Source organism: Streptomyces sp. NPDC037389, assembly GCF_040636475.1.
GTDB lineage: Bacteria > Actinomycetota > Actinomycetes > Streptomycetales > Streptomycetaceae > Streptomyces > Streptomyces hesseae.
In genome coordinates this window covers 80,204-106,001 of sequence record NZ_JBEZUS010000003.1, presented here as the reverse complement: position 1 = coordinate 106,001, position 25,798 = coordinate 80,204, and the positions used below count along the sequence as shown (strand labels likewise).

Here is a 25,798-nt window from a genome sequence, read left to right as displayed (position 1 = left end):
GGGCGGGGGCGTCATAGTCGGCACCGGGAGGTGGTGCCGATGAACGCCCGAGGGGGGCTCGGCAGGTACGGGGAGGATCTGGCGGCACGCCGGCTGGCCGAGGCCGGGATGACCGTGCTGGCCCGCAACTGGCGGTGCCGCGCCGGCGAGCTGGACATCGTGGCCCTGGACGGCGACGTCCTGGTGATCTGCGAGGTGAAGGCCCGCCGCGCGGGGCGGTTCGAGCATCCGATGGCCGCCGTCACGGCCACCAAGGCCGCGCGGCTGCGCGAGCTCGCCGAGCGGTGGCTGGCCCGGCACGGCGGACCCCCACCGGGCGGGGTGCGCATCGATCTCGTGGGCGTGGTCGTCCCGGACCGGGGCGCGTCCCTCGTCGAGCACGCCAAGGGGGTGGCGTGATGGGCTTCGCGCGGACGTGCTCGGTCGCCCTGACCGGGGTGGACGGCGTGGTGGTCGAGGTCCAGGCCGATCTGGAGCCGGGCGTGGCCGCCTTCACCCTCGTCGGCCTACCGGACAAGTCCCTCAGCGAGAGCCGGGACAGAGTGCGGGCCGCCGTGGTGAACTCGGGCGCGGACTGGCCGCAGAAGAAGCTCACCGTCGGCCTCAGCCCGGCCTCCGTGCCCAAGGGCGGCAGTGGCTTCGACCTCGCCGTCGCCTGCGCGGTCCTCGGCGCCGCCGAGCGGATCGCCCCCCGGGCGATCGCCGACCTGATGATGATCGGCGAGCTCGGCCTCGACGGCCGGGTCCGCCCTGTGCGCGGCATCCTCCCCGCCGTCCTGGCCGCCGCCGACGCCGGATACCGCCAGGTCGTCGTCCCCGAACGCACGGCGGCCGAGGCCGCCCTGGTGCCCGGGGTGTCCGTGCTGGGTGTCCGCAGCCTGCGCCAGCTGATCGCGGTGCTGGCGGACGAGCCCGTCCCCGAGGAGGAAGAGGAGCCGCCGGGGGAGGGGCGGCCCGACCCCATGCTCGCGGGGCTGGCCGTACCGGGCGCCGGCGGCGGGTTCGGGGCCCGGCCCGGCGAGCGCCCGCCCGACCTCGCCGAAGTCGCCGGACAGGCCAGGGCCCGCCGGGCACTGGAGGTGGCCGCCGCCGGGCGTCACCACCTCCTCTTCATGGGCAGCCCGGGGGCCGGCAAGACCATGCTGGCCGAACGACTCCCTGGGCTACTTCCGCCCCTCACGCCTCAAGAATCACTCGAAGTCACAGCAGTCCACTCCGTCGCCGGGACCCTGCCCGCAGGCCAGCCCCTGATCGACCGCGCTCCCTACTGCGCGCCCCACCACTCGGCGTCCATGCCCGCGCTGATCGGCGGCGGCTCCGGGCTGCCCCGGCCGGGAGCCGTTTCTCTCGCACACAATGGCGTACTTTTCCTGGATGAATCCCCTGAATTCTCCGGCAGAGTGCTCGATGCCCTGCGCCAGCCGCTCGAGTCCGGATACGTCGTCGTCGCCCGCACCGGCGGAGTGATGCGCCTCCCCGCCGCCTTTCTGCTCGCCCTCGCGGCCAACCCCTGCCCCTGTGGCCGGCGCGGCATGACCGGCGACGGCTGCGACTGCCCGCCCCGGGCGGTCAAACGCTATCTGGGGCGGCTGTCCGGGCCGCTGATGGACCGTGTGGACCTCCGAGTGGCCGTCGAACCCGTGGCCCGCTCCGAGCTCACCGGCCCTCCGGCGGAGTCCACGGCCGACGTCGCCGCTCGCGTCCGCCTGGCCCGCGAACGAGCCGCCGCCCGGTACACCGGCACACCCTGGCGCACCAACAGCGAAGTACCGGGCCACGAGCTGCGCACCCGCTGGAGCGTGCCACCCGGCACCCTGGCCGAGGCCGAACGGGACATGGAGCGCGGACTGCTGACGGCACGAGGGCTGGACCGGGTCCTCCGGGTCGCCTGGACGATCGCCGACCTCGCCGGACACCCCCGGCCCGACGCCGCGGACGTGGCCCAGGCACTGGAGCTGCGCACAGGCGTCCGGCGCGGCGCGGTCCCCGTCGGAGGCCGGCCATGAGCGGGCCCGGACCACGGGAGCGGCTGGCACGGGCCGCGCTCACGGGACTGACGGAACCGGGGGACGAGCACGTGGGCCGCTGGCTGAGGGAGATGGGCGCCGAAGCCCTGCTCCACGGCCTGACCGGGGCGGGACCACCGCCGAAAGGAGTCCGCCAGGACCGGCTCGAAGGCTGCCGGGCTCGCGCCGCCCACCGCGACCCGGCCCGCGACCTCGCCACCGTCGCCCGGATGGGCGGGCGCTTCATCTGCCCGGGCGACGTCGAATGGCCCGGACAGCTCGACGACCTGGGGGACGCCCGGCCCATCGGCCTCTGGGTCCACGGCAGTCCGAATGTACGACTGTGGGCGCTGCGGTCGGTCGCCGTCGTCGGAGCCCGCGCCTGCACCGACTACGGGTCCTATATGGCGGCCGTCCTCGGCTCCGGGCTCGCGGAACGCGGATGGGTGGTCGTCTCCGGGGCCGCCTTCGGCGTCGACGGGGCCGCGCACAGGGGCGCGCTGGCCGCCGGCGGGGCCACCATGGCGGTGCTGGCCTCGGGAATCGACGTGCCCTATCCACGCGGACACGCCGAGTTGCTCGGCCGGATCGCGGAACAAGGTCTCGTCCTGGCCGAGTTGCCACCCGGTGGACATCCCACGCGCAGCCGCTTCGTCCTGCGCAACCGTGTGATCGCCGCGCTCACCCGGGGCACCGTGGTCGTGGAGGCCGAATACCGCAGCGGCTCGCTCGTCACCGCGCGACACGCGCGACGACTGGGACGCCACACCATGGGAGTGCCCGGGCCGGTCACCTCGGGACTCTCCGCCGGGGTCCACGAACTCCTGCGCGAAGGAGCCTGTCTGGTGACCGACGCCGACGAGATCACCGAGCTGATCGGCGACATGGGTGAGCTGGCCCCCGAGCGCAGAGGACCCGTCGTGGCCAGGGACCTGCTGCCCGAAACGGCCGCCAGGACACTGGAGGCCGTCCCCGGAAAAGGCGGCGCCGAGCTCGCGCTCATCGCCCGGAACGCGGGGATGGGCCCGGACCGGACACTCGGCAGTCTGTACGAACTCCAGGCGCTGGGGTTCGTGGAACGACTGGGCGATCTCTGGCGGTTGGCTGACGCGGCGTCAACATCAGGGACCTCCAAGCCCCTCGGACGGCGCCCCGGCACGCGGCGAGGCGGTGCTTGACCTGGGGTGATCGGGTGAAAGGGTTAAGGGGTGGGCCGAGCCGGCCGATACGGCGGGCTCCGCGCGGCCCCCGGGCGCCCCGATGGCCGCCGCCGCGGAACGCGGACCTGCGGAGGACATCCGCGCCCCTCCATCAATATCGAAGGGGCTCATCGCTCACCGCAGCGCCACGGTCACGCTACGCTCACAGAATCCAGCCATTCGTACCACTCGATCCAAGTCGCAGCAGAACGGCTCAAAACGACGAATGCCCCAGCACACCTCCGGGTCCGACCGCGCGGCGGCACCGCCCGCAGCGCGCGGCGCCGTGCGCCCTCCCGCACCCTCGACGCTCGATGAGCTGTGGCGGTCGTACAAGGCCTCGGGCGACGACCGGCTGCGGGAGCAACTGATCCTCCACTACTCACCCCTGGTGAAATACGTGGCGGGCCGCGTCAGCGTCGGGCTGCCGCCCAACGTCGAGCAGGCCGACTTCGTCTCCTCCGGGATCTTCGGCCTGATCGACGCCATCGAGAAGTTCGACCCCACCCGCTCCATCAAGTTCGAGACCTACGCGATCACCCGCATCCGGGGCGCCATGATCGACGAACTGCGGGCCCTGGACTGGATCCCGCGCTCGGTCCGGCAGAAGGCCCGCGCCGTCGAGCGCGCCTACGGCACCCTGGAAGCCGCCCTGCGCCGCACCCCCTCCGAGGCGGAGGTCGCGGCAGAGATGGACATCTCCCTGGAGGAACTTCACTCCGTCTTCAGCCAGTTGTCGCTGGCCAACGTCGTGGCCCTGGAAGAGCTGCTGCACGTCGGAGGCGAGGGCGGCGACCGGCTCAGCCTGATGGACACCCTCGAGGACACCGCCGCCGACGACCCCGTCGAGGTGGCCGAGGACCACGAACTGCGCCGGCTGCTGGCCCGGGCGATCAACACCCTCCCCGACAGGGAGAAGACCGTGGTCACCCTCTACTACTACGAGGGACTCACCCTCGCCGAGATCGGGCACGTGCTCGGGGTCACCGAGAGCAGGGTCAGCCAGATCCACACCAAGTCCGTCCTCCAGCTGAGGGCCAAGCTGGCGGACGTCGGACGCTGAATCGTCCCTCCAACGTCGTCCCCGACGCGGCGTGTCCGTAAAGTGGGACCGTGCCCAGGATTCGAGCGGCCTCAGTGGCCGAGCACCGGACGATGCAGCGCGGCGCCCTCCTGGACGCCGCGCGCTCCTTGCTGTCCGAAGGCGGGACGGAGGCCCTGACCTTCCCCGCCCTCGCCGAGCGCACCGGGCTCGCACGGTCCTCGGTCTACGAGTACTTCCGCTCCCGCGCCGCCGTCGTCGAAGAGCTGTGCGCCGTGGACTTCCCCGTCTGGGCGGCGGAGGTCGAGGCCGCCATGGAGCGCGCCGACACGCCCGGGGGGAAGGTCGAGGCATATGTGCGGCAGCAGCTGTCGCTCGTCGGCGACCGCCGCCACCGGGCCGTGGTCGCCATCTCCGCGGGCGAGCTGGACTCCGGCGCCCGGGAGAAGATCCGCGCCGCCCACGGCGGCCTGATCGCCATGGTCGTCGAGGCACTGGAGACCCTCGGCCACGACCAGCCCCGACTGGCGGCCATGCTCCTCCAGGGAGTCGTCGACGCCGCGGTGCGCCGCATCGAGCTCGGCGCCGCGGAGGAGCCGGACCGGATCACGGAGGCGGCCGTCGCCATGGCCCTGCGAGGCGTCTGCGGCTAGAAGGGGGTCCACTCCCTCCACCGGCCACAGCCGGGACGGGGCGCGGCGCAGTATCCATGGGGGCAGGAGGGTCAGCGGGTCGAGGTAGTCCTCCCCGCGGCGCAGGCCCCAGTGCAGACAGCCGTGGCCCGGACAGTGGGCCGAGCCGGCCTCGAGGACGCCGATCGTCTGGCCGGCGCCGACGTGGTCGCCCTCGCGGACCGTCGCCCGTACGGGCTCGTATGTCGTCCGCAATGTGGGGGCGAGCTCCACCGACACCACTCCTCGCCCCGCGATCCGGCCCGCGAAGGAGATCCGTCCCGGGGTGGCCGCGCGTACCGGCCGGCCGGGCCCGGCCGCGAGGTCGACGCCCCGGTGGCCCGCCGCCCAGCGTGCCGGGGGCGGTTCCCAGGCCCGCAGGACCAGGGGCCGGGCGCCTCGGGCGCCCGCGACGGGCCAGGACCGGTCGCCTGCGGGGCGTGGTGGCCCGGGGGCCGGGGGAGCGGGGCCGGACACGGCTGTCGCGCAGGTCAGGACCATGATCAGGGCCGTGAAGGCGCCGAGCGCGAGTGCTCGTCCAGTCGTGTCGCGCAGCCGGGAAGAGAGCCCGGGAGAGAGCCCGGGAGGGAAGTCGGGTCGTCGCATGGAGTAACCGTGGCGGGGATCGGCGGACCGTGGGGATCTTGAACGGGATCTGTGGACTACTCGCGGGTTGTGGACAACGCCGTCACCCGGGGGTTCTCCGGTCCCGTACACTTCTCATGGCGATCCGGGTCACCGGGTCGACTTCGCACGCCCCGCCACTGGCGCGTCAGACCCTCTCGGGCAGCACGGTGGCCGTGTCTCTCGGTCCGTGAAACGGCTCCTCGCAAGGATTCGTTCGCGGCAGGCGCGTCGGGGCGTCAGGAGCGGCGGCCGCCCGGCCGTCGTGGAACCGAGTATTTCAAGGAGCGCGGCCATGGCCGTCGTCACGATGCGGGAGCTGCTGGAGAGCGGCGTCCACTTCGGTCACCAGACCCGTCGTTGGAACCCGAAGATGAAGCGTTTCATCTTCACGGAGCGCAACGGCATCTACATCATCGACCTGCTCCAGTCGCTGTCGTACATCGACCGCGCCTACGAGTTCGTCAAGGAGACCGTCGCGCACGGTGGCTCCGTCATGTTCGTCGGTACGAAGAAGCAGGCCCAGGAGGCCATCGCCGAGCAGGCGACGCGTGTCGGCATGCCCTACGTCAACCAGCGCTGGCTGGGCGGCATGCTCACCAACTTCTCGACCGTCTACAAGCGCCTCCAGCGCCTGAAGGAGCTCGAGCTCATCGACTTCGAGGACGTGGCCGCCTCCGGCCTCACCAAGAAGGAGCTCCTGGTCCTCTCCCGCGAGAAGGCCAAGCTGGAGAAGACCCTCGGCGGTATCCGCGAGATGCAGAAGGTGCCGAGCGCCGTCTGGATCGTGGACACCAAGAAGGAGCACATCGCCGTCGGTGAGGCGCGCAAGCTCCGCATCCCGGTCGTCGCCATCCTCGACACCAACTGCGACCCCGACGAGGTCGACTACAAGATCCCGGGCAACGACGACGCCATCCGCTCCGTCACCCTGCTCACCCGCGTGATCGCCGACGCCGTCGCCGAGGGCCTCATCGCCCGTTCCGGTGCCGCCACCGGTGACGTCAAGGCCGACAAGGCCGCCGGCGAGCCGCTGGCCGAGTGGGAGCGCGACCTGCTCGAGGGCGAGAAGAAGGCCGACGAGCCGGCCGCTGAGGCTGCCGAGGCCGCCGAGCCGGCCGCCGAGGCCACCGAGCCGGCCGCCGAGGCCGTCGAGGCCGAGAAGCCGGCCGCGGACGCCGAGCAGGCCTGAGCCTTGCCGTACCGGATGACGGCGGGGGCGTGACGCCCCCGCCGTCATCCGGCGGATCCACTGTCGGACCCCGTCAGCGGGACGGGAGCCGACAGGTGTGGTGACCTCAAGACGGACCAGCCCTTCCGGATGCCCGGGTGGCACGGTGGGGCGCAGTGCACGAGAAGGATTGAAGGATGGCGAACTACACCGCCGCTGACGTCAAGAAGCTCCGTGAGCAGACCGGCGCCGGCATGATGGACTGCAAGAAGGCGCTCGACGAGGCCGAGGGCAACCTCGAGAAGGCCATCGAGATCGTCCGCGTCAAGGGCCTGAAGGGCGTGGCCAAGCGCGAGAGCCGCACCACCGAGAACGGCGCCGTCGCCTCCCTCATCGCCGACGACAACACCTCCGGTGTCATCGTCGAGCTGAAGTGCGAGACGGACTTCGTCGCCAAGGGTGAGAAGTTCGTCGCCGTCGCCGACGCCCTGGCCGCCCACATCGCCAAGAGCGCCCCGGCCGACGTCGAGGCCCTCATGGCTTCCGAGATCGAGGCCGGCAAGACCGTCCAGGCGTTCGTGGACGAGGCCAACGTCACCCTCGGTGAGAAGATCGTCGTGGACCGCTTCGCGCAGTTCGCCGACGGCAAGGTCTACGCTTACATGCACCGCACCGCGGCTGACCTGCCCCCGCAGGTCGGTGTCCTGGTCGAGCTGGACAAGGACAACGCCGAGGTCGCCAAGGACGTCGCGCAGCACATCGCCGCCTTCGCGCCGAAGTTCCTCTCGCGTGACGCCATCCCGGCCGAGACCGTGGAGAACGAGCGCCGCGTCGCCGAGGCCACCGCTCGCGAGGAGGGCAAGCCCGAGGCCGCCCTGGCGAAGATCGTCGAGGGTCGCGTCACCGGCTTCTTCAAGGAGCAGGTCCTGCTGGACCAGCCCTTCGCCAAGGACAACAAGAAGACCGTCCAGAAGATCCTGGACGAGGCCGGCGTCACGCTGAAGCGCTTCGCCCGCATCCGCGTCGGCGCCTGAGCCGCCCGCAGGGCAGCGAATGACCCGCGACCCGCTAGGGTCGTACGCAGTCGGCCGCTCACCGGCCGGCCGCTGATGTGACGAGGAGGCCATTGCCGCAGAGGGAACCGAAAGGATCCATCCGGCAGTGGCCTTCTTCGTATGTGCACGAGGAGAACTCCAATGAATCAGGGCGCGGACGCCACGCAGGCCGCCGGTGACACCGGCACCGACCAGGACAAACGCCGTCGGTTCCTGCTGAAACTGTCAGGTGAGGCCTTCGCCGGCGGCGGTGGACTCGGCGTCGACCCCGATGTCGTGCACGCCATCGCCCGTGAGATCGCGGCCGTGGTCCGCGAGGGCTACGAGATCGCCGTGGTCATCGGTGGCGGGAACTTCTTCCGCGGCGCCGAGCTCCAGCAGCGCGGCATGGACCGTGCCCGCTCGGACTACATGGGCATGCTCGGCACCGTGATGAACAGCCTCGCCCTCCAGGACTTCCTGGCCAAGGAAGGCGTCGAGACCCGGGTCCAGACCGGTATCACCATGGGCCAGGTCGCCGAGCCGTTCATCCCGCTGCGCGCCGTGCGCCACCTGGAGAAGGGCCGCGTCGTGATCTTCGGCGCGGGCATGGGCATGCCCTACTTCTCCACCGACACCACCGCCGCCCAGCGTGCCCTGGAGATCCACGCCGAGGCGATCCTCATGGGCAAGAACGGCGTCGACGGGGTCTACGACTCCGACCCCAAGAAGAACCCCGACGCGGTGAAGTTCGACGCCCTCGAGTACAGCGAGGTACTGGCTCGCGGTCTCAAGGTCGCCGACGCCACCGCGATCAGCCTGTGCATGGACAACAAGCTGCCGATCCTCGTCTTCGAGCTGCTCGCGGCGGGCAACATCGCCCGCGCGGTCAAGGGTGAGAAGATCGGCACGCTCGTGAGCGACCAGGGCACGCGGGACTGACAAGGCCCGTACGTCGTCCGCGCCGGGTGGCCGAGGAATCGGCCGCCCCCCGCCATGGACGGCAACACCGCGCCGGGGGAAGACCTCGGCACGGGGATGGACAACTGCCTGCCGGTCGGACACCGTGCAGGAGAAGACGCGCGCAGGGGCGAGGCTCTGCTTACTGATAACACCAGGAGCAAGTGGTGATCGAAGAGATCCTCCTCGAGGCCGAGGAGAAGATGGAGAAGGCCGTTGTGGTCGCCAAGGAGGACTTCGCGGCGATTCGCACCGGGCGTGCGCACCCGGCGATGTTCAACAAGATCGTGGCTGACTACTACGGCGCGCTGACGCCCATCAATCAGCTGGCGTCGTTCTCGGTGCCCGAGCCGCGCATGGCCGTGGTCACCCCGTTCGACAAGAGCGCGCTGCGCAACATCGAGCAGGCCATCCGCGACTCGGACCTGGGCGTCAACCCGAGCAACGACGGCAACATCATCCGGGTGACGTTCCCCGAGCTCACCGAGCAGCGCCGCCGCGAGTACGTCAAGGTCGCCAAGACCAAGGCCGAGGACGCCAAGGTCTCGATCCGCTCCGTCCGCCGCAAGGCCAAGGACCTTCTTGACAAGCTGGTCAAGGACAAGGAGACCGGCGAGGACGACGTGCGCCGCGCGGAGAAGGAGCTCGACGACACCACCGCGAAGTATGTCGCGCAGGTGGACGAGCTGCTCAAGCACAAGGAATCCGAGCTGCTCGAGGTCTGATGAACGACGCATCCTGGGGAGCCCCGCCGCGCGCCGGCCACTGGGGAGCCACCGGCCAGGGAACCGCCCCCGGCTACGGCCGGGAGGTGCCCCCATCGGCGGGTCCTCTGCACGTCGCGGGCGACGCGGCGCAGACTCGGCCCATGCCCATTGTGCCCGGATCAGGCGGATACCAGGACGACGGAACCGACCGTGACCAGGGGGCCGCCCACATCGGTGGCCCCCTGTTCCGTGATGAACAGGAGCCCGACATCCGGCCGCAGGAGCCCGCCGCCCCACAGGGGCCTCCGGCGAAGAAGAGCGCGGGGCGTGATCTGCGTGCCGCGATAGGGGTGGGGGTCGGCCTCGGCGCGGTGATCCTCGCCTCCCTGTTCGTCTACAAGCCCGTCTTCCTCGGCGTGATCGTGATCGCCGTGGTGGTCGGGCTGTGGGAGCTGACCTCCCGGCTCGCCGAGCGGAAGAACATCAAGGCCCCCTTGGTGCCGCTGGCCATCGGCGGGGCCGCGATGATCGTCGCCGGCTATGTCAACGGCGCCGAGGGCGCGTGGGTGGCCATGGCCTTCACCGCGCTCGCCGTGCTCGTCTGGCGGATGACGGAGGCGCCGGACGACTACCTCAAGGACGTCACGGCCGGCATCTTCGCGGCGTTCTACGTGCCCTTCCTCGCCACCTTCGTGGCGCTGATGCTGGCCGCGGAGGACGGCGCCTGGCGGGTGCTGACGTTCCTGATCCTGACGGTCGTCAGCGACACCGGGGCGTACGCGGTGGGCTGGCGGTTCGGCAGGCACAAGCTCGCGCCGCGCATCAGCCCCGGCAAGACCCGTGAGGGCCTGCTCGGCGCGGTGCTGTTCGCGATGGTGGCGGGCGCGCTGTGCATGCAGCTGCTGATCGTCGACGGCGTGTGGTGGCAGGGCCTGCTGCTGGGCCTCGCCGTGGCGGTCAGCGCCACGCTCGGCGACCTCGGCGAATCCATGATCAAGCGGGATCTGGGGATCAAGGACATGGGTGCCCTGCTCCCCGGCCACGGCGGGATCATGGACCGGCTGGACTCGCTGCTGCCGACCGCGCCGGTGGTGTGGCTGCTGATGGTGGCCTTTGTCGGCTCCTAGTACCCGACCGCTCCTGACCTGGGGTTTTCGGTAGGTGTTCGATACGTGAGGGGTCCGTCGTCCACAGGACGGCGGGCCCCCTCCGTATGTCTGCGACACTGGTGGGACCATGCCTGCACCTGGAGAACTCACTTTCGTCGCCCCCCGCGGAGCCAAGCTGCCCCCGCGGCACCTCGCCGACCTCAGCCCCGCCGAGCGCCGCGAGGCCGTCGCCGCGATCGGCGAGAAGCCGTTCCGCGCCAAGCAGCTGTCCCAGCACTACTTCGCCCGCTACGCCCACGACCCGGCGCAGTGGACGGACATCCCGGCGGCGGCCCGCGAGAAGCTCGCCGGTGAGCTGCTGCCGGACCTGATGAGCGTGGTGCGGCACATCTCGTGCGACGACGACACCACCCGCAAGACCCTCTGGCGGCTGCACGACGGCAAGCTCGTCGAGTCCGTCCTGATGCGCTACCCGGACCGGGTCACCATGTGCATCAGCTCCCAGGCGGGCTGCGGCATGAACTGCCCGTTCTGCGCCACCGGCCAGGCCGGGCTGGACCGCAATCTGTCCACCGCCGAGATCGTCCACCAGATCGTCGACGGCATGCGCGCCCTGCGCGACGGCGAGGTGCCCGGCGGCCCGGCGCGGCTGTCCAACATCGTCTTCATGGGCATGGGCGAGCCGCTGGCCAACTACAAGCGCGTCGTCGGCGCCATCCGCCGGCTGACCGACCCGGAGCCGGACGGCCTGGGCCTGTCCCAGCGCGGGATCACCGTCTCCACGGTCGGCCTGGTCCCGGCCATGCACCGGTTCGCCGACGAGGGCTTCAAGTGCCGTCTCGCGGTCTCGCTGCACGCGCCCGACGACGAGCTGCGCGACACCCTGGTGCCGGTCAACACCCGCTGGAAGGTCCGCGAGGTCCTGGACGCCGCCTGGGAGTACGCGGAGAAGTCCGGCCGCCGGATCTCCATCGAGTACGCCCTGATCCGCGACATCAACGACCAGGCCTGGCGGGGCGACCTGCTCGGCCGGCTCCTCAAGGGCAAGCGGGTGCACGTCAACCTGATCCCGCTCAATCCCACCCCCGGGTCCAAGTGGACGGCGTCCCGCCCGGAGGACGAGCGGGCCTTCGTCGAGGCCATCGCCGCGCACGGTGTGCCCGTGACCGTACGGGACACCCGCGGCCAGGAGATCGACGGCGCCTGCGGCCAGCTGGCCGCCACCGAGCGCTGAGCGGCGGTGGGGCGGCGCCCCCGGGCGTCGCCGCACGTCTCTGACACGGCACTGATACGGTGCCTTTCGCACAAATGAACAATCCGACAGGGGAGCGCCCAGGGCGCTGAGAGTGCGGCACGGCCCGCAGACCCTCGGACCTGATCCGGTTAGTACCGGCGTAGGGAGTCAGCACCACCATGAACACCAGTCTTCGGCGTGCCGTCGTGGCGACGGCCGTCGCCACCCTCGGCCTTCCCGCGCTCGCCGCCTGTGGCGGCTCCGGCGACAAGAGCGGTGAGGCGTCGGGCGGCAAGACCGTCACCCTCGTCTCGCACGACTCGTTCGTCGCCTCGGACTCCGTGCTCCAGGAATTCACCAAGCAGACCGGCTACAAGGTCAAGGTCGTCAAGGGCGGCGACGCCGGCCAGGCCGTCAACCAGGCGATCCTCTCCAAGAGCCACCCGCAGGGCGACGTCTTCTTCGGCGTCGACAACACCCTGCTCTCCCGGGCCCTCGACAACGGCCTCTTCACCCCCTACGAGGCCAAGGGCCTGGCCGGGGTGCCCAAGGAGTTCCAGGCCGACGCCGCCGAGCACCGCGTCACGCCCGTCGACACCGGCGAGATCTGCGTCAACTACGACCGCGCGTACTTCGCCGACCACAAACTGGACCCGCCGAAGACGTTCGACGACCTGATCAAGCCGGAGTACAAGAACCTCCTGGTCACCGAGAACGCCGCCACCTCCTCGCCCGGCCTGGCCTTCCAGCTCGCGACCGTCGCCAAGTACGGCGACAACGGCTGGAAGGACTACTGGACCAAGCTGAAGGCCAATGGCGTCGAGGTCGTCGACGGCTGGGAGCAGGCCTACAACGAGCGCTTCTCCGGCTCCGCCGGCGGCAGGAAGGCCAAGGGCGACAAGCCCCTCGCCGTCTCCTACGCCTCCAGCCCGCCCGCCGAGGTCGCGGGCGCGAACCCGCTGCCCAAGGAGGGCCCGACCGGCGTCGCGACCGGCACCTGCTTCCGGCAGACCGAGTTCACCGGCCTCCTCAAGGGCGCGAAGAACACCGAGGGCGGCAAGGCCCTGATCGACTTCATGCTGAGCAGGACGTTCCAGGAGGACATGCCCCTCCAGATGTACGTCAAGCCGGTCGTCCGGGACGCCAAGCTGCCCGAGATCTTCACCCGGTACGGTGCGCAGGTCCCCGACCCGCAGACCCTCGCCCCGGAGAAGATCGCCAAGAACCGCGACCACTGGGTCAAGGAATGGTCCTCGCTCGTCCTGAAGTGACACGCCCTGAAGTGACGCCTCCCGAAGTGACGCCTTCCGAAGTGGCACGTCCCGAAGCGACCTGCGCGCCCGCCGGACCGCCCGCCGCTCCCAAGGGGGCGGGCGCCCGCCGGACGGCGACGCGGCTCGGCCTGATGGCCGTGCCGCTCGCCTTCTTCGGCGTCTTCTTCGCCTACCCCGTCGCCTCGATCGTCACCCGCGGCCTCACGGACGGCGGCCGGTGGCAGTTCGCCCGCGTGGGCGAGGTGCTCACCGACCCGGGCATCCGCGACGTCCTGTGGTTCACGCTCTGGCAGGCGGCTGCCTCCACCGCCCTCACCCTCCTGCTGGCCCTGCCCGGCGCCTACGTCTTCGCGCGCCTGGACTTCCCCGGCAAACGGCTGCTCAGAGCCGTCGTCACGGTCCCGTTCGTGCTGCCGACCGTCGTCGCCGGCTCGGCGTTCCTGGCGCTCGTGGGCCGGGGCGGGCTGCTGGACGAGCTGTGGGGCGTCCGCCTGGACACCACGGTCTGGGCGATCCTCCTCGCCCACGTCTTCTTCAACTACGCCGTGGTCGTCCGGACCGTCGGCGGGCTGTGGGCCCAGCTCGACCCCCGCCAGGAGGAGGCGGCGCGCGTCCTCGGCGCGGGACGGTTCGCCGCCTGGCGCCGGGTGACCCTGCCCGCGCTCGGCCCCGCCGTGGCCGCCGCCGCCCTCATGGTCTTCCTCTTCACCTTCACCTCCTTCGGCGTCGTCCAGATCCTCGGCGGACCCCGCTACGCCACGCTGGAGGTGGAGATCTACCAGCAGACCGCGCAGCTCCTCGACCTGCCCACGGCCGCCGTCCTGACCCTGCTCCAGTTCGTGGTCGTGGCCGCGCTGCTCGCCGTGCACGCCCGGACCGTACGGCGCCGCGAGGCGACGCTGCGGCTGGTGGACGCCTCCCGCACCGCCCGCCGCCCGCGCGGCGCCGGCCAGTGGGCGCTGCTGGCGTCCGTCCTCGCCGGCATCGCGCTGCTGGTGATCCTGCCGCTCGCCGTGCTCGTCCTGCGCTCCTTCGAAGGCCCCGACGGCTACGGCCTCGCCTCCTACCGCGCCCTCGCCTCGGCGGGCGCGGGCGGCGGCACGTTCACCGTCGCCGCGCTCGACACCATCGGCAACTCGCTCACGTACGCGCTCGCCGCCACCGCCATCGCGGTCGTCGTCGGCGGCCTCGCGGCCGCGGCCCTCACCCGGCGCGAAGGCAGGCTGGTTCGTGGCTTCGACGCGCTGCTGATGCTGCCGCTGGGCACCTCCGCCGTGACCGTCGGTTTCGGCTTCCTGATCGCCTTGGACGAGCCGCCGCTGGACCTGCGCACCTCCTGGATCCTGGTGCCGCTGGCCCAGGCGCTGGTGGGCGTGCCCTTCGTCGTCCGCACCGTGCTGCCCGTGCTGCGCGCGGTGGACACCCGGCTGCGCGAGGCGGCGGCGGTGCTCGGCGCGTCCCCGCTGCGGGCCTGGCGGGAGGTGGACCTGCCGTTGGTGGGCCGGGCCCTGGGCATCGCGGCGGGCTTCGCGTTCGCGGTGTCGCTGGGCGAGTTCGGCGCCACCGTCTTCATCGCCCGCCCCGACAACCCCACCCTGCCGGTGGCCGTGGCCCGGCTGCTGGGCCGCCCCGGCGAGCTCAACTACGGGCAGGCGATGGCCCTCAGCACGATCCTCATGCTGGTGTGCGCGGCGGCGCTGCTGGTGCTGGAGCGTGTGCGCACCGACCGTACGGGAGAGTTCTGATGCTTCGCCTCGAAGGCGTGACCGTCCGCTTCGGCGAGCGCGCGGTGCTGGACGCGGTGGACCTCGACGTCGCCGACCACGAGACCGTGTGTGTGCTCGGCCCCAGCGGCAGCGGCAAGTCGACGCTGCTGCGCGTGGTGGCCGGCCTCCAGCCGGCCGACGCCGGGCGGGTGCTGCTCGGCGGGCGCGACCAGAGTGGGGTGCCCCCGCACCGGCGCGGGGTGGGCCTGATGTTCCAGGACCACCAGCTCTTCCCCCAGCGGGACGTCGCCGGGAACGTCGCCTTCGGGCTGCGCGTACGGGGGACCGGGCGCGCCGAGTCCGAGCGGCGGGTGGCCGAGCTGCTCGACCTGGTGGGGCTGCCGGGCGCGCAGAAACGGGCCGTGGGGGCGCTGTCGGGCGGCGAGCAGCAGCGCGTCGCGCTGGCGCGGGCTCTGGCGCCGCAACCCCGGCTGCTGATGCTCGACGAGCCGCTCGGGCAGCTCGACCGGGGCCTGCGCGAGCGGCTCGTGGTGGAGCTGCGCGGGCTGTTCGGGCGGCTGGGGACGACCGTGCTGGCCGTCACCCACGACCAGGGCGAGGCGTTCGCGCTCGCCGACCGGGTGGTGGTGATGCGCGACGGGCGGATCGCCCAGGCCGGCACCCCGCTGGAGGTGTGGCGGCGGCCGGCGTCCGAGTTCGTGGCCCGCTTCCTGGGCTTCGACAACGTCGTTCCGGGGATGGTGCGGGGGGAGTCGGCGGACACCGTGTGGGGCGGGGTGCCGGTGCCGCCGGGCTCGGCGCAGGGGGAGTGCCGGGTACTGGTGCGGCCGGCGGGAGTGCGGCTGGTGTCCGTGGCCGAGGGCTTGGAGTGCGGGGTGACCGCGCGGACCTTCCGCGGTGACCACGTGGTGGTGCGGCTGCGGCCGGCCGACGGTCCCGAGTTCGAGGCGGCGTGCCCGCTCGGCGGGGCGCCAGAGGCGGGCGACAGGGTGGGTGCCGTCTTCGTGGCGGACGAAGTCGTGGTTCTCCCCTGACCCTCCCCCAGCTACCGCTGGGAGGTGCCCCCACCTTCCCGTGACCGGGGGCTGCGCCCCCGGCCCCCCTTGTCCGCGCTGGCGCGCGTCGTCCTCAAACGCCGGACGGGCTGGATACATCCAGCCCGTCCGGCGTTTTGCTAGCCCGCTGCTGTGGGCTGCGGTTCCTTCTCCGCCGCCTGCGGCGCCGCCGAATGGCTGTCGGGTTCGCCGAACCACGCCACCGCCACCGCGCCCGCCACGGCCAGCAGGAAGCCGAGGATGGCCATCCACGCGAAGCCCGCGCGGGACGTGTCGCCCAGCCACAGGACGCCGATGATGCCCGGCAGGACCGTCTCGCCTACGACGAGGGCCGCCGTGGCGCCGTTGACGGAGCCGATCTGGAGGGCGACGGTGTGGAGGTACATGCCGACGGAGCCGGAGATGAGGATGGCGTAGAGGGCCGGGTCGGCGAGCATGGTGGGCAGGTCGAAGGGGTCGATGCCGTCGAGGATGCGGACGCCCACGCCGATCGCGCCGAAGCCGAGGCCGGAGAGCAGGCCGGCGAGGATCGCGGCCCGGGAGCCGAGGAAGTGGACGGCGATCCAGCCGCCGCCCATCAGGACGACCGAGATGATGAGCAGCCACCAGTGGGTGGAGCGCGCGGCGTCGCCGTTGCCCTCGTGGCCGGCGGCGGTCGCCAGCAGTATCAGGGCGGAGCAGACCACGCCGATCGACGTCCACTCCCGGCGGTTGAGCCTGATGCCGAGCAGCTTGATGCTCAGCAGGGCGGTGACGATCAGGTTGGCGCTGATGACGGTCTGGGAGAGGAACAGCGGCAGCATCCGGGCGGCGAGGGCGCCGAGGGCGAAGCCTATGAAGTCCAGGACCGTACCGACCATGAACTCCCAGGTCACCGCAGCCTTCGCGGTGGAGGCCAGGCTGGGCCCGCCGTGCTGGGTGGTGGCCGTGGAGGACGCCGTCGCGGCCTCCTGCCGGGCCGATTTCCGGGACCCCACGGCCTGAAGGACCGATCCCGTGCCGTAACACACCGAGGCCGCGACAGCCGTGACAAGGCCGATGATCACCAGTAGCTCCGTTCGCCTGAAAAGCCGTCGTGCTCAGAAAGCAGACGTACTTCTGAGCAGACGTGGATTTCGGCGCCGGAGTTGCCTTCGGTCAAGAACTGGTCAAGACCGGGTGAGCGGCAGTGCCGTCAGTTCGGCGATGACCCAGGTGAGCGGCGCGAGCACGATCAGCAGGACGCCCGTGCGGACGGCCGCCGCACCGCGCAGCAGGGAGGCGGGGATGCCCAGCCGCAGCAGCGCCGCTGTGGTCTCGGCGCGGGAGTGCCGGGTGTCGATGGCGGCGGTGATGGCGGTGGCCGTCACACAGGCCATCACCACGGCCGCGCCCAGCCCCGTGAGCGGCCCGAACGGGCGGGGGCCCGACCGTTCCCAGGCCGCGCCGTACAGTTCGACGGCCGCGAGCGTGGCCGCGGCCACCGCGCACAGCACCCCGAGGGGCCGCCCGAGCCGGTTCGCCGTGTCCTGGAGTATGCGGCCGGCGAGCAGCCGCACCGGGCCGGGCCGCCCGGCCGAGAGCAGGGTGCCGCTCCAGTGGGCGAGGCCGGGGCCGGCCAGCACCAGGCCGAGGGAGGCGAGCAGCCAGCCGCCCATCAGCCCCGGGGAGGTGCCGCCGTCCTGACCCGGCAGGGTCAGCAGGCTGTCCGGCGCGGGGGCCGGGGCGTGCCCCACGTACGCCTCCAGGGCGAGGCCGCAGGCGATGGTCGCCACGCCCCACGGGAGGCCCGCGTGGCCGCGGCGGTCGTCCTTGGCGGGGGCGGGTGCCGAGGCCGTGGAGGCGGTCCTGGGCGCGCCTCCGGCACGCTCCTTGCGCGGGCGCAGTGCGATGGCGCACGCGCCCGCCGCCAGCGCGGGGAGCAGCCCGAGCAGCGTGAGCGTCGCGGCCCAGGGCAGGGCGGCGTCCCCGTCGAGCAGTCCGGAGGCGGCGCCGCTCAGGGGGGTGCCGCCGAGGTCGCCGCGGAGTTCGAGGTAGACCAGCAGGGCGGCGGCGCTGCCGAGGCCGCAGGACAGGGCCGTCGAGGTGGCGGCGAGGAGGGAGAGGCGGACGGGGCCGAAGCCGATGGCGTCGAGTCCGTCGCGGGGGCGGGTCGCCGGGTCGCTGCGGGCCACGGTGACGGCGAACTGGGTGACGGCGGCCACGGGCACGGCGCACCACAGCAGCCGCACCAGCGACTGTTCCGTGGCGTTCGGGTGGGCCACCGCGTAGCCCAGGGAGCACAGCAGCAGGAAACCGGCGCCGGAGGAGGCGACGGCGACCAGCAACCGCCGCAGGAGGACGAGCGGGTGGGCGCCGCGCGCTAGGCGGAGACTGAGCACGCGGCCCTGCCCTCCCCATCGGTCGCCTCGGGTGCCGGGATCGCGCCGCCCCGGCGGCCGTCGACGAGGGCGACGGTGCGGTCGGCGAGGGCCGCGCTCTCATCGTCGAGGGTGGCCAGGACGACGGTGATCTGGTGGGAGCGGGCGGCCGTGGTGAGCGTGCGCAGCACCTGGGCGCGGTCGGCGGCGTGCAGCGGGGCGGTCGGCTCGTCGGCGAAGACCACGGTGGGTTCGGCGGCCAGGGCGCGGGCGATGGCGACGCGCTGGCGCTGGGCCTGGGTGAGCGCCTGGGGGCGTTTGCGGGCGCAGTCGCCCACGTCGAGCCGTTCGAGCCACTCGGTGGCGGTCTGCTTGGCGGTCTTGTGGCCGGTGCCGCGCACCAGCAGGGGCAGGGCGGCGTTCTCCCAGCCAGTCAGCTCGGGGACCAGGTGCGGTTCGCTGTCGATCCAGCCGAAGCGGTCGCGGCGCAGCCGCTCGCGGGCGGAGCGGGAGAGGGTGTGCACGGGGGCGCTGTTGAACCACACCTCGCCGGGGTCGGCCAGGAGCTGGCCCGACAGGCATTTGAGGAGCGTGGTCTTGCCGGAGCCGCGTGGTCCGGTCACGGCGAGGATCTCGCCCTCCCGGACCCCGATGGACACCCCGGCGAGGGCGGGGGAACCGCTGTAGGAGTAGTGCAGGCCGCGTGCCCAGAGCACGTCGTTGTCCGGCGGGGCCACCATATCGAGCACCTCGGGTCGCTGAGAGGGTTCGTTCCCCTGTCCGGGTGAACGAACCGGAGGCCATTGGGTCACTGGCACCGTACGGAACCGGGATCCTAGCCTCCGTCCAGGCTCGACGCTTTAGTGCCTCACTTTCCTCCCATCGGGCTCATGTGCCGAGGTTTGCGCGGCTGCATCACGGTTAACGCGCGGGTGGCGCGCCGTCGGCCACGCGCGCGTGCCGCGGCCCACGTCGGCGCGGGAGGGGCGCGCCGACGTGGGCCGTGACGGGGGGTGGGATTCGGTCAGATCTTCGTCCAGGCCTCCGTGAGGACGCCCCGCAGGATCTGCTCGATCTCGTCGAACGTCGACTGGTCGGAGATCAGCGGCGGCGCCAGCTGGACGACCGGGTCGCCGCGGTCGTCGGCCCGGCAGTACAGGCCGTTCTCGAACAGCTTCTTGGACACGAAGCCGTACAGCAGGCGCTCGCACTCCTCGCCGCTGAAGGTCTCCTTGGTGGCCTTGTCCTTCACCAGCTCGATGCCGTAGAAGAAGCCGTTGCCGCGCACGTCGCCGACGATCGGCAGGTCGTGGAGGGTCGAGAGGGTCGCGTGGAAGGCGGCCTCGTGGTCCAGCACGTGCTGGTTGAGGCCCTCGCGCTCGAAGATGTCGAGGTTGGCGAGCGCCACGGCCGCGGAGACCGGGTGGCCGCCGAAGGTGTAGCCGTGGAGGAAGGTGTTGGAACCCTTGAAGAACGGTTCCGCGATCCGGTCGGAGACGATCGCCGCCCCGATGGGGGAGTAGCCCGACGTCATGCCCTTGGCGCAGGTGATGATGTCCGGCACATAGCCGAACTTCTCGCAGCCGAACATGGTGCCCAGCCGGCCGAAGGAGCAGATGACCTCGTCGGAGACGAGCAGCACGTCGTACTGGTCGCAGATCTCGCGGACCCGCCGGAAGTAGCCGGGCGGGGGCGGGAAGCAGCCGCCCGCGTTCTGCACGGGCTCCAGGAAGACGGCGGCGACGGTGTCCGGGCCCTCGAAGAGGATCTGCTGCTCGATCTGGTCGGCGGCCCAGCGGCCGAAGGCCTCCGGGTCGTCGCCGTGGACGGGGGCCCGGTAGATGTTGGTGTTGGGCACCTTGTGCGCGCCGGGCACCAGGGGCTCGAAGGGCGCCTTCAGGGCGGGCAGCCCGGTGATGGCCAGGGCGCCCTGCGGGGTGCCGTGGTAGGCGACGTTCCGGGATATCACCTTGTACTTGGCGTGGTTGCCGGTGAGCTTGTGGTACTGCTTCGCCAGCTTCCAGGCGGTCTCCACGGCCTCGCCGCCGCCGGTGGTGAAGAAGACCTTGTTGAGGTCCCCGGGGGCGTGGTGCGCCAGCCGCTCGGCCAGCTCGACGGCCTTGGGGTGGGCGTAGCTCCACACCGGGAAGTAGGCCAGCTCCTGCGCCTGCTTGCTCGCCGCCTCGGCGAGCTCGACGCGGCCGTGGCCGGCCTGGACCGTGAACAGGCCGGCGAGACCGTCGAGGTAGCGCTTGCCCTTGTCGTCGTAGATGTAGGTGCCCTCGCCGCGCACGATGGTGGGCACGGGGGCGTTCTCGTACGACGACATGCGGGTGAAGTGCATCCACAGGTGGTCGTACGCCGTCCTGCTGAGGTCCTTGCTCACGGCTATCGGGTTCCCCATGTGTAGGTCTGCTTGCGGAGCTTGAGGTAGACGAAGCTCTCCGTGGAGCGGACCCCGGGCAGCGTCCGGACCCGCTTGTTGATCGTTTCGAGGAGATGATCGTCGTCCTCGCAGACGATCTCGATGAGGAGATCGAAGGAGCCCGCGGTCACGACCACGTACTCCACTTCGTCCATCGCGGTCAGGGCGTCCGCGACCGGGTCGAGGTCCCCCTCGACATTGATGCCGATCATGGCCTGGCGCCGGAGACCCACGGTGAGCGGGTCGGTGACGGCGACGATCTGCATCACACCCTGGTCGAGCAGCTTCTGCACACGCTGGCGGACCGCCGCCTCGGACAGTCCCACCGCCTTGCCGATCGCCGCGTAGGGGCGGCGCCCGTCCTCCTGGAGCTGCTCGATGATCGCCAGGGAGACGGCGTCGACCGGCTGTGCGCTGGTCAGGTTCTTCGCTTGGGGGTTACGAGTGGCCACATCCCCACTGTGCATGAGGACTCGGTGGTGTGACAACCCCTGTGCGATGAAATCCGTTGTCGAGAGGTCATGGAAACACTGATTCCGTTGTTCATGTCTGACGGGTCTGCCGAAAGCGTCACCTCAGTGACTAGGCTGGGCGTCTCACCGATCGGACATCCGACAGAAGGGGTGGCACATCGTGACCACCGAGCTGCGCCGCCTGCGCAACTACATCGCCGGCGAGTTCCGCGACGCCGCCGACGGGCGGACCACCGAGGTCATCAATCCGGCCACGGGGGAGGCGTACGCCACCGCCCCGCTGTCCGGTGCGGCCGACGTGGACGCCGCCATGGCCGCCGCCGAGGCGGCCTTCCCCGCCTGGCGCGACCTCGTGCCCGGCGAGCGCCAGAAGGTCCTCCTCAAGATCGCCGACGCCTTCGAGGCGCGCGCCGAGGAGCTGATCGCCGCCGAGTCGGAGAACACGGGCAAGCCGCTCGGGCTCACCCGCAGCGAAGAGCTCCCCCCGATGGTCGACCAGATCCGGTTCTTCGCGGGCGCCGCCCGGATGCTGGAGGGCCGCTCCGCCGGTGAGTACATGGAGGGGATGACCTCCATCATCCGCCGTGAGCCCATCGGCGTCTGCGCGCAGGTCGCGCCGTGGAACTACCCGATGATGATGGCCGTGTGGAAGTTCGCCCCGGCGCTCGCCGCGGGCAACACCGTCGTCCTCAAGCCCTCGGACACCACCCCCGCCTCCACCGTCCTGATGGCTGAGATCATCGGCGGGGTGCTGGAGGAGCTGGGCCACCCCAAGGGCGTCTTCAACGTCATCTGCGGCGACCGTGACACCGGCCGGCTGATGGTCGAGCACAAGGTGCCCGCCATGGCCTCCATCACCGGCTCCGTACGGGCCGGCATGTCCGTCGCCGAGTCCGCCTCCAAGGACCTCAAGCGCGTCCACCTGGAGCTCGGCGGCAAGGCCCCGGTCGTCGTCTTCGAGGACGCCGACATCGCCAAGGCCGTCGAGGACATCGCCGTCGCCGGCTACTTCAACGCCGGCCAGGACTGTACGGCCGCCACCCGTGTGCTCGTCCACGAGTCCGTCCACGACGAGTTCGTCACCGCCCTCGCCAAGGCCGCCGCCGACACCAAGACCGGGCAGCCGGACGACGAGGACGTCCTCTACGGCCCGCTCAACAACGCCAACCAGCTCAAGCAGGTGACCGGCTTCATCGAGCGGCTCCCCGCCCACGCCAAGGTCGAGGCCGGCGGCCACCGGGTCGGCGAGAAGGGCTACTTCTACGCCCCGACCGTCGTCTCCGGCCTCAAGCAGGACGACGAGATCATCCAGCACGAGGTCTTCGGCCCCGTGATCACCGTCCAGTCCTTCACGGACGAGGAGCAGGCCGTCGCCTACGCCAACGGCGTCGAGTACGCCCTGGCCTCCTCGGTGTGGACCAAGGACCACGGCCGGGCGATGCGCATGTCCAAGGCCCTCGACTTCGGCTGCGTGTGGATCAACACCCACATCCCGCTGGTCGCCGAGATGCCCCACGGCGGCTTCAAGAAGTCCGGCTACGGCAAGGACCTCTCCTCCTACGGCTTCGAGGACTACACCCGCATCAAGCACGTCATGACGTCGCTGGGCTAGAGCCCGCCCGCGGGAGCGGGGTCGCGCACACGCGTACGTTCCGTACGCGTGTGCGCGTATCATCGACGCCCGGCCGACCGGCCCCCCACCCGCCCCGCACGTCCCCGAATGCGAGACGCCCGTGAAGCCCCTGTCCCGCCGTACCCTGCTGCGCGCGCTGGGCGCCGGCGCCGGGGCCGCAGCGCTCGCCGGATGCGGGGTCCCCGCCGCGTACGTCGCCCCGGGCGACCGGTCCGCCCCGGACCGCTCCGAGCGCGACCACCGGCTCGCCTTCGCCAACTGGCCGCTCTACATCGACACCGACGAGAAGCACCCGGAGCGGCGGCCCACCCTCGACGACTTCGAGAAGAGCACCGGCATCTCGGTGAAGTACACCGAGGAGATCAACGACAACGACGAGTTCTTCGGCAAGATCAGCCCGGCTCTGATGAACCACCAGCGGACCGGCCGGGACATCATCGTCGTCAGCGACTGGATGGCCTCCCGCTACGTCCGCCTGGGCTGGGTCCAGACGATGGACCGGGCGTCCCAGCCCCACGTCGCCCGCGAGCTCGACCCGCTGCTGCGCAAGCCGTCCTTCGACCCCGGCCGGCTGCACACCGTCCCCTGGCAGTCCGGGATCACCGGCATCGCCTACAACCGCAAGAAGCTCGGCCGCGAGATCCGCCACACCTCCGACCTGTGGGCCGACGACCTGCGCGGCAAGGTCACCCTGCTCGCCGGCATGGACGAGGCGTTCGCCCTGCTGATGCTGGGCAACGGCGCCGACGTCACCCGCTGGACCGCCGACGACTTCCACCGGATGACGGACCAGCTCCGCACCCTGGTCCGCAAGCGCCACATCCGCCGCTTCACCGGCAACGACTACATCAAGGACCTCTCCTCCGGGGACGTCCTGGCCTGCCAGGCCTACTCCGGCGACATCATCCAGCTCCGGGCCGACAACCCCGACATCGAGTTCGTCGTCCCGCAGGAGGGCGCCGAGCTGTGGGCCGAGAGCCTGATGATCCCCAACCTCGCCGCCCACAAGCGCAACGCGGAACGGCTGATCGACTACTACTACCGGCCCGAGGTCGCGGCCCGGCTGGCCGTGGCGGTCAACTACGTCTGCCCGGTGCCGGCCGCGCGCGAGGTCCTCGCCTCCTCCAAGGAGAAGGAGCTCGCCGAGCTCGCCGAGAACCCGCTGGTCTTCCCCACCGAGGACATGCGCGGGCGGCTCTCGACCGCCCGCGACATGACGCCCAAGGAGCGTCCCGCCTTCACCAAGGAGTGGAACGAGATCGTCGGGCTGTGAGCCTCAGTCCCCTCTGAGCCTCAGCCCCGGGGCGGGAGCAGCGAGCGCAGGGTGCCCACGCGGTTGGTGGTGATCGAGTCCACGCCCGCGCGCAGCAGCCGGCGCATGGTCCACCGGGTGTCGGCGGTCCAGGCCGAGACGAGGAAGCCCGCGGCGTGGTCGCGGGCGACGAGCTCCTCGCTCACCAGCCCGAAGCGGTAGTTGAGCCAGCGCGGGCGCACCTCGGCGAGCAGCACCGCGCGGGGCGGAGCGAGCGTGGTCCACGTCAGCGCGATCTCGGCGTCCGCGTCCGCCCGCCGGACGGCGAGCATGGCGGTGGGGGAGCCGCAGTAGTAGACCCGGTCCCGGGCGCCGGCGGACCGGACCTCGGCGACGGCCGCGCCCGCGGCCGACGGGTCCGGCAGGTCGACGAACAGCCGCGCCCCGTGGTCCCGCGCGACTCCGTCGAGCGCCTCGGCGAACGTCGGCACCCCGCCCCCGGTCAGCCCCCGCAGCTCGGCCGCCGACAGCGCGGCGAGGGCCCGCTCGTGGCCCCACAGCCGCCCCAGCGTCGCGTCGTGCAGCAGGACGGGCACCCCGTCGGCGGTCAGCCGGACGTCGATCTCCACCGCGGCCGCGCCCGCCCCCAGCGCGGAGCGGATCGAGGGCAGGGTGTTCTCGCGGTGGACGTACGGGTCGCCGCGGTGGGCGACGGCGACGCAGGTGGCCGGGGTGCGCGGGGCGGCGGAGTCCGTGGAGACCATGGGCCTCATTGTGACGTCAGCCCCGCCAGGCGACGGTGTACGCCTCGATCTCGGCGGTCAGCGCGGCCTTGCCCGCCGGGTCCATGAACGACGCCTCCACGGCGTTCCTGGCGAGCCCCGCCACGCCCCGGGCGTCCAGGTCCAGCAGCCGGGCCGCGACCGCGTACTCGGTGTTGAGGTCCGTGCCGAACATGGGCGGGTCGTCGCTGTTGACGGTCACCAGCACACCGGCCGCGACCATCTCCTTGATGGGGTGCAGCTCCAGGTCGGTCACCGCGCGGGTGGCCAGGTTGGAGGTGGGACAGACCTCCAGCGGGATGCGGTGCTCGGCGAGGTGGGCCAGCAGCCTCGGGTCCTGCGGGGCGCTGGTGCCGTGGCCGATGCGCTCGGCGCGCAGCTCGGTGAGGGCGTCCCAGATGGTCTGCGGCCCGGTGGTCTCGCCGGCGTGCGGCACGCTGTGGAGGCCGGCGGCGATCGCCCGGTCGAAGTAGGGCTTGAACTGCGGCCGGGGTACCCCGATCTCGGGCCCGCCGAGCCCGAAGGAGACCAGGCCGTCGGCCCCCAGGTCGCAGGCGATCCGGGCCGTCTCCTCGGCGGCCTCCAGGCCCGCCTCGCCGGGGATGTCGAAGCACCAGCGCAGCACCACGCCCAGCTCCGACTCCGCGGCCTTGCGCGCGTCCTCGATGGCCTCCAGGAAGGCGACGTCGGGGATGCCGCGCTTGGTGGAGCTGTAGGGGGTGACGGTCAGCTCGGCGTAGCGGATGTTCTGCCGGGCCATGTCACGGGCGACCTCGAAGGTCAGCAGCCGGACGTCCTCGGCGTCGCGGATCAGGTCGACGACGGAGAGGTAGACCTGGATGAAGTGCGCGAAGTCACGGAAGGTGAAGAAGTCGGCGAGCGCCTCGGGGTCCGTGGGCACGGGGGAGTCGGGGTGCCGGGCCGCCAGCTCGGCGACGATGCGCGGGGAGGCCGAACCCACGTGATGGACGTGCAACTCCGCTTTGGGGAGCCCTGCGATGAACGAGTCGAGTGGGGACATGCGGGCCTCCGGGGCTGCTCGGGTCGTTCGGTCCGTCCGGGTCAACGGCGTGCCGATCAT

General features: G+C 71.7%; 23 protein-coding genes, 1 pseudogene and 1 riboswitch. Of the genes and pseudogenes, 16 read left to right on the top strand and 8 right to left on the bottom strand.

The window, feature by feature from the left end; translation table 11 throughout:
* Positions 1-39 precede the first annotated feature (39 nt).
* The 5 genes from AB0E98_RS07260 (at position 40) to AB0E98_RS07240 (ending at position 4,900) form a co-directional block, all read left to right on the top strand.
* Positions 40-399, top strand: a complete 360-nt coding sequence (locus AB0E98_RS07260) for a YraN family protein (protein WP_361699531.1) — start codon at positions 40-42, stop codon at positions 397-399.
* Positions 399-2,006, top strand: coding sequence for an ATP-binding protein (locus AB0E98_RS07255; protein ID WP_361700502.1), 1,608 nt, complete (start codon positions 399-401; stop codon positions 2,004-2,006). Before AB0E98_RS07260 ends, AB0E98_RS07255 begins: the two co-directional genes overlap by 1 nt.
* Positions 2,003-3,184, top strand: coding sequence for a DNA-processing protein DprA (dprA, locus tag AB0E98_RS07250; RefSeq protein WP_361699529.1), 1,182 nt, complete (start codon positions 2,003-2,005; stop codon positions 3,182-3,184). Before AB0E98_RS07255 ends, dprA begins: the two co-directional genes overlap by 4 nt.
* Positions 3,185-3,431: 247 nt before the next feature.
* Positions 3,432-4,268: an RNA polymerase sigma factor WhiG gene (gene whiG / locus AB0E98_RS07245; RefSeq protein ID WP_361699527.1), complete on the top strand. Its 837-nt coding sequence runs from the start codon at positions 3,432-3,434 to the stop codon at positions 4,266-4,268.
* A 74-nt stretch (positions 4,269-4,342) separates the two neighbouring features.
* Positions 4,343-4,900, top strand: a complete 558-nt coding sequence (locus tag AB0E98_RS07240; protein ID WP_361700499.1) for a helix-turn-helix domain-containing protein — start codon at positions 4,343-4,345, stop codon at positions 4,898-4,900.
* 9 nt (positions 4,901-4,909) lie between these two features.
* On the opposite strand, the pseudogene AB0E98_RS07235 reads toward AB0E98_RS07240, so the two are convergent.
* A pseudogene (locus tag AB0E98_RS07235) lies at positions 4,910-5,419 on the bottom strand (M23 family metallopeptidase); the annotation flags it as partial.
* A 418-nt stretch (positions 5,420-5,837) separates the two neighbouring features.
* Here AB0E98_RS07235 and rpsB point away from each other — a divergent pair.
* The 9 genes from rpsB to AB0E98_RS07190 all read left to right on the top strand — a co-directional run bounded on the left by rpsB (position 5,838) and on the right by AB0E98_RS07190 (position 15,792).
* Positions 5,838-6,734, top strand: a complete 897-nt coding sequence (rpsB, locus tag AB0E98_RS07230) for a 30S ribosomal protein S2 (RefSeq protein WP_361699525.1) — start codon at positions 5,838-5,840, stop codon at positions 6,732-6,734.
* Positions 6,735-6,910: 176 nt separating this feature from the next.
* Positions 6,911-7,747 carry a translation elongation factor Ts gene (gene tsf / locus AB0E98_RS07225; RefSeq protein WP_361699523.1) on the top strand — a complete coding sequence of 279 codons (837 nt, stop codon included), beginning with the start codon at positions 6,911-6,913 and terminating at the stop codon, positions 7,745-7,747.
* 162 nt (positions 7,748-7,909) lie between these two features.
* Entirely contained in the window at positions 7,910-8,689 is a 780-nt protein-coding gene (pyrH, locus tag AB0E98_RS07220) for a UMP kinase (protein ID WP_311614044.1), read from the top strand.
* A gap of 185 nt (positions 8,690-8,874) precedes the next feature.
* Entirely contained in the window at positions 8,875-9,432 is a 558-nt protein-coding gene (gene frr, locus AB0E98_RS07215) for a ribosome recycling factor (protein WP_361699521.1), read from the top strand.
* Complete coding sequence (locus tag AB0E98_RS07210) at positions 9,432-10,541, top strand: phosphatidate cytidylyltransferase (RefSeq protein ID WP_361699519.1); 1,110 nt, start codon at positions 9,432-9,434, stop codon at positions 10,539-10,541. The genes frr and AB0E98_RS07210 overlap by 1 nt, the downstream gene beginning before the upstream one ends.
* Before the next feature lie 109 nt (positions 10,542-10,650).
* On the top strand, positions 10,651-11,757 hold the full coding sequence (gene rlmN / locus AB0E98_RS07205) for a 23S rRNA (adenine(2503)-C(2))-methyltransferase RlmN (protein WP_229349131.1): 1,107 nt from the start codon (positions 10,651-10,653) through the stop codon (positions 11,755-11,757).
* A gap of 78 nt (positions 11,758-11,835) precedes the next feature.
* Positions 11,836-11,941: riboswitch (TPP riboswitch) on the top strand.
* On the top strand, positions 11,937-13,028 hold the full coding sequence (locus tag AB0E98_RS07200) for a thiamine ABC transporter substrate-binding protein (protein WP_361699517.1): 1,092 nt from the start codon (positions 11,937-11,939) through the stop codon (positions 13,026-13,028). Its footprint overlaps the riboswitch before it by 5 nt.
* Positions 13,029-13,162: 134 nt before the next feature.
* Positions 13,163-14,776: an iron ABC transporter permease gene (locus tag AB0E98_RS07195; RefSeq protein ID WP_361700496.1), complete on the top strand. Its 1,614-nt coding sequence runs from the start codon at positions 13,163-13,165 to the stop codon at positions 14,774-14,776.
* Positions 14,776-15,792, top strand: a complete 1,017-nt coding sequence (locus AB0E98_RS07190; protein ID WP_361699515.1) for an ABC transporter ATP-binding protein — start codon at positions 14,776-14,778, stop codon at positions 15,790-15,792. Before AB0E98_RS07195 ends, AB0E98_RS07190 begins: the two co-directional genes overlap by 1 nt.
* 140 nt (positions 15,793-15,932) lie before the next feature.
* Here the strand turns inward: AB0E98_RS07190 and AB0E98_RS07185 are convergent, their stop codons facing one another.
* The 5 genes from AB0E98_RS07185 to AB0E98_RS07165 all read right to left on the bottom strand — a co-directional run bounded on the left by AB0E98_RS07185 (position 15,933) and on the right by AB0E98_RS07165 (position 21,044).
* Entirely contained in the window at positions 15,933-16,859 is a 927-nt protein-coding gene (locus AB0E98_RS07185) for a hypothetical protein (RefSeq protein ID WP_361699513.1), read from the bottom strand.
* Positions 16,860-16,961: 102 nt separating this feature from the next.
* The gene (locus AB0E98_RS07180) at positions 16,962-18,173 is read right to left on the bottom strand and encodes a hypothetical protein (RefSeq protein ID WP_361699511.1); all 1,212 of its coding nucleotides are present in this window, start codon (positions 18,171-18,173) and stop codon (positions 16,962-16,964) included.
* Positions 18,155-18,892: an ATP-binding cassette domain-containing protein gene (locus tag AB0E98_RS07175; protein ID WP_361699509.1), complete on the bottom strand. Its 738-nt coding sequence runs from the start codon at positions 18,890-18,892 to the stop codon at positions 18,155-18,157. Before AB0E98_RS07175 ends, AB0E98_RS07180 begins: the two co-directional genes overlap by 19 nt.
* 284 nt (positions 18,893-19,176) lie before the next feature.
* A complete protein-coding gene (locus tag AB0E98_RS07170) occupies positions 19,177-20,556 on the bottom strand; it encodes an aspartate aminotransferase family protein (protein WP_361699507.1) in 1,380 nt (459 codons plus the stop codon).
* Positions 20,541-21,044 carry an Lrp/AsnC family transcriptional regulator gene (locus AB0E98_RS07165; RefSeq protein ID WP_361699505.1) on the bottom strand — a complete coding sequence of 168 codons (504 nt, stop codon included), beginning with the start codon at positions 21,042-21,044 and terminating at the stop codon, positions 20,541-20,543. The genes AB0E98_RS07170 and AB0E98_RS07165 overlap by 16 nt, the downstream gene beginning before the upstream one ends.
* Before the next feature lie 166 nt (positions 21,045-21,210).
* Here AB0E98_RS07165 and AB0E98_RS07160 point away from each other — a divergent pair, with 166 nt between their 5' ends.
* Positions 21,211-22,662 (top strand): gamma-aminobutyraldehyde dehydrogenase, encoded by a 1,452-nt coding sequence (locus tag AB0E98_RS07160; RefSeq protein ID WP_311614054.1) that lies wholly within the window; start codon positions 21,211-21,213, stop codon positions 22,660-22,662.
* Between the two features lie 130 nt (positions 22,663-22,792).
* Positions 22,793-23,956 carry a spermidine/putrescine ABC transporter substrate-binding protein gene (locus AB0E98_RS07155; RefSeq protein WP_361700494.1) on the top strand — a complete coding sequence of 388 codons (1,164 nt, stop codon included), beginning with the start codon at positions 22,793-22,795 and terminating at the stop codon, positions 23,954-23,956.
* A 20-nt stretch (positions 23,957-23,976) separates the two neighbouring features.
* Here AB0E98_RS07155 and AB0E98_RS07150 read toward each other — a convergent pair whose 3' ends face one another.
* Both AB0E98_RS07150 and AB0E98_RS07145 read right to left on the bottom strand, forming a co-directional pair.
* Positions 23,977-24,699, bottom strand: coding sequence for a glycerophosphodiester phosphodiesterase (locus tag AB0E98_RS07150; RefSeq protein ID WP_361699503.1), 723 nt, complete (start codon positions 24,697-24,699; stop codon positions 23,977-23,979).
* A gap of 16 nt (positions 24,700-24,715) precedes the next feature.
* Positions 24,716-25,738, bottom strand: coding sequence for an adenosine deaminase (locus tag AB0E98_RS07145; RefSeq protein WP_361699501.1), 1,023 nt, complete (start codon positions 25,736-25,738; stop codon positions 24,716-24,718).
* Positions 25,739-25,798 lie beyond the last annotated feature (60 nt).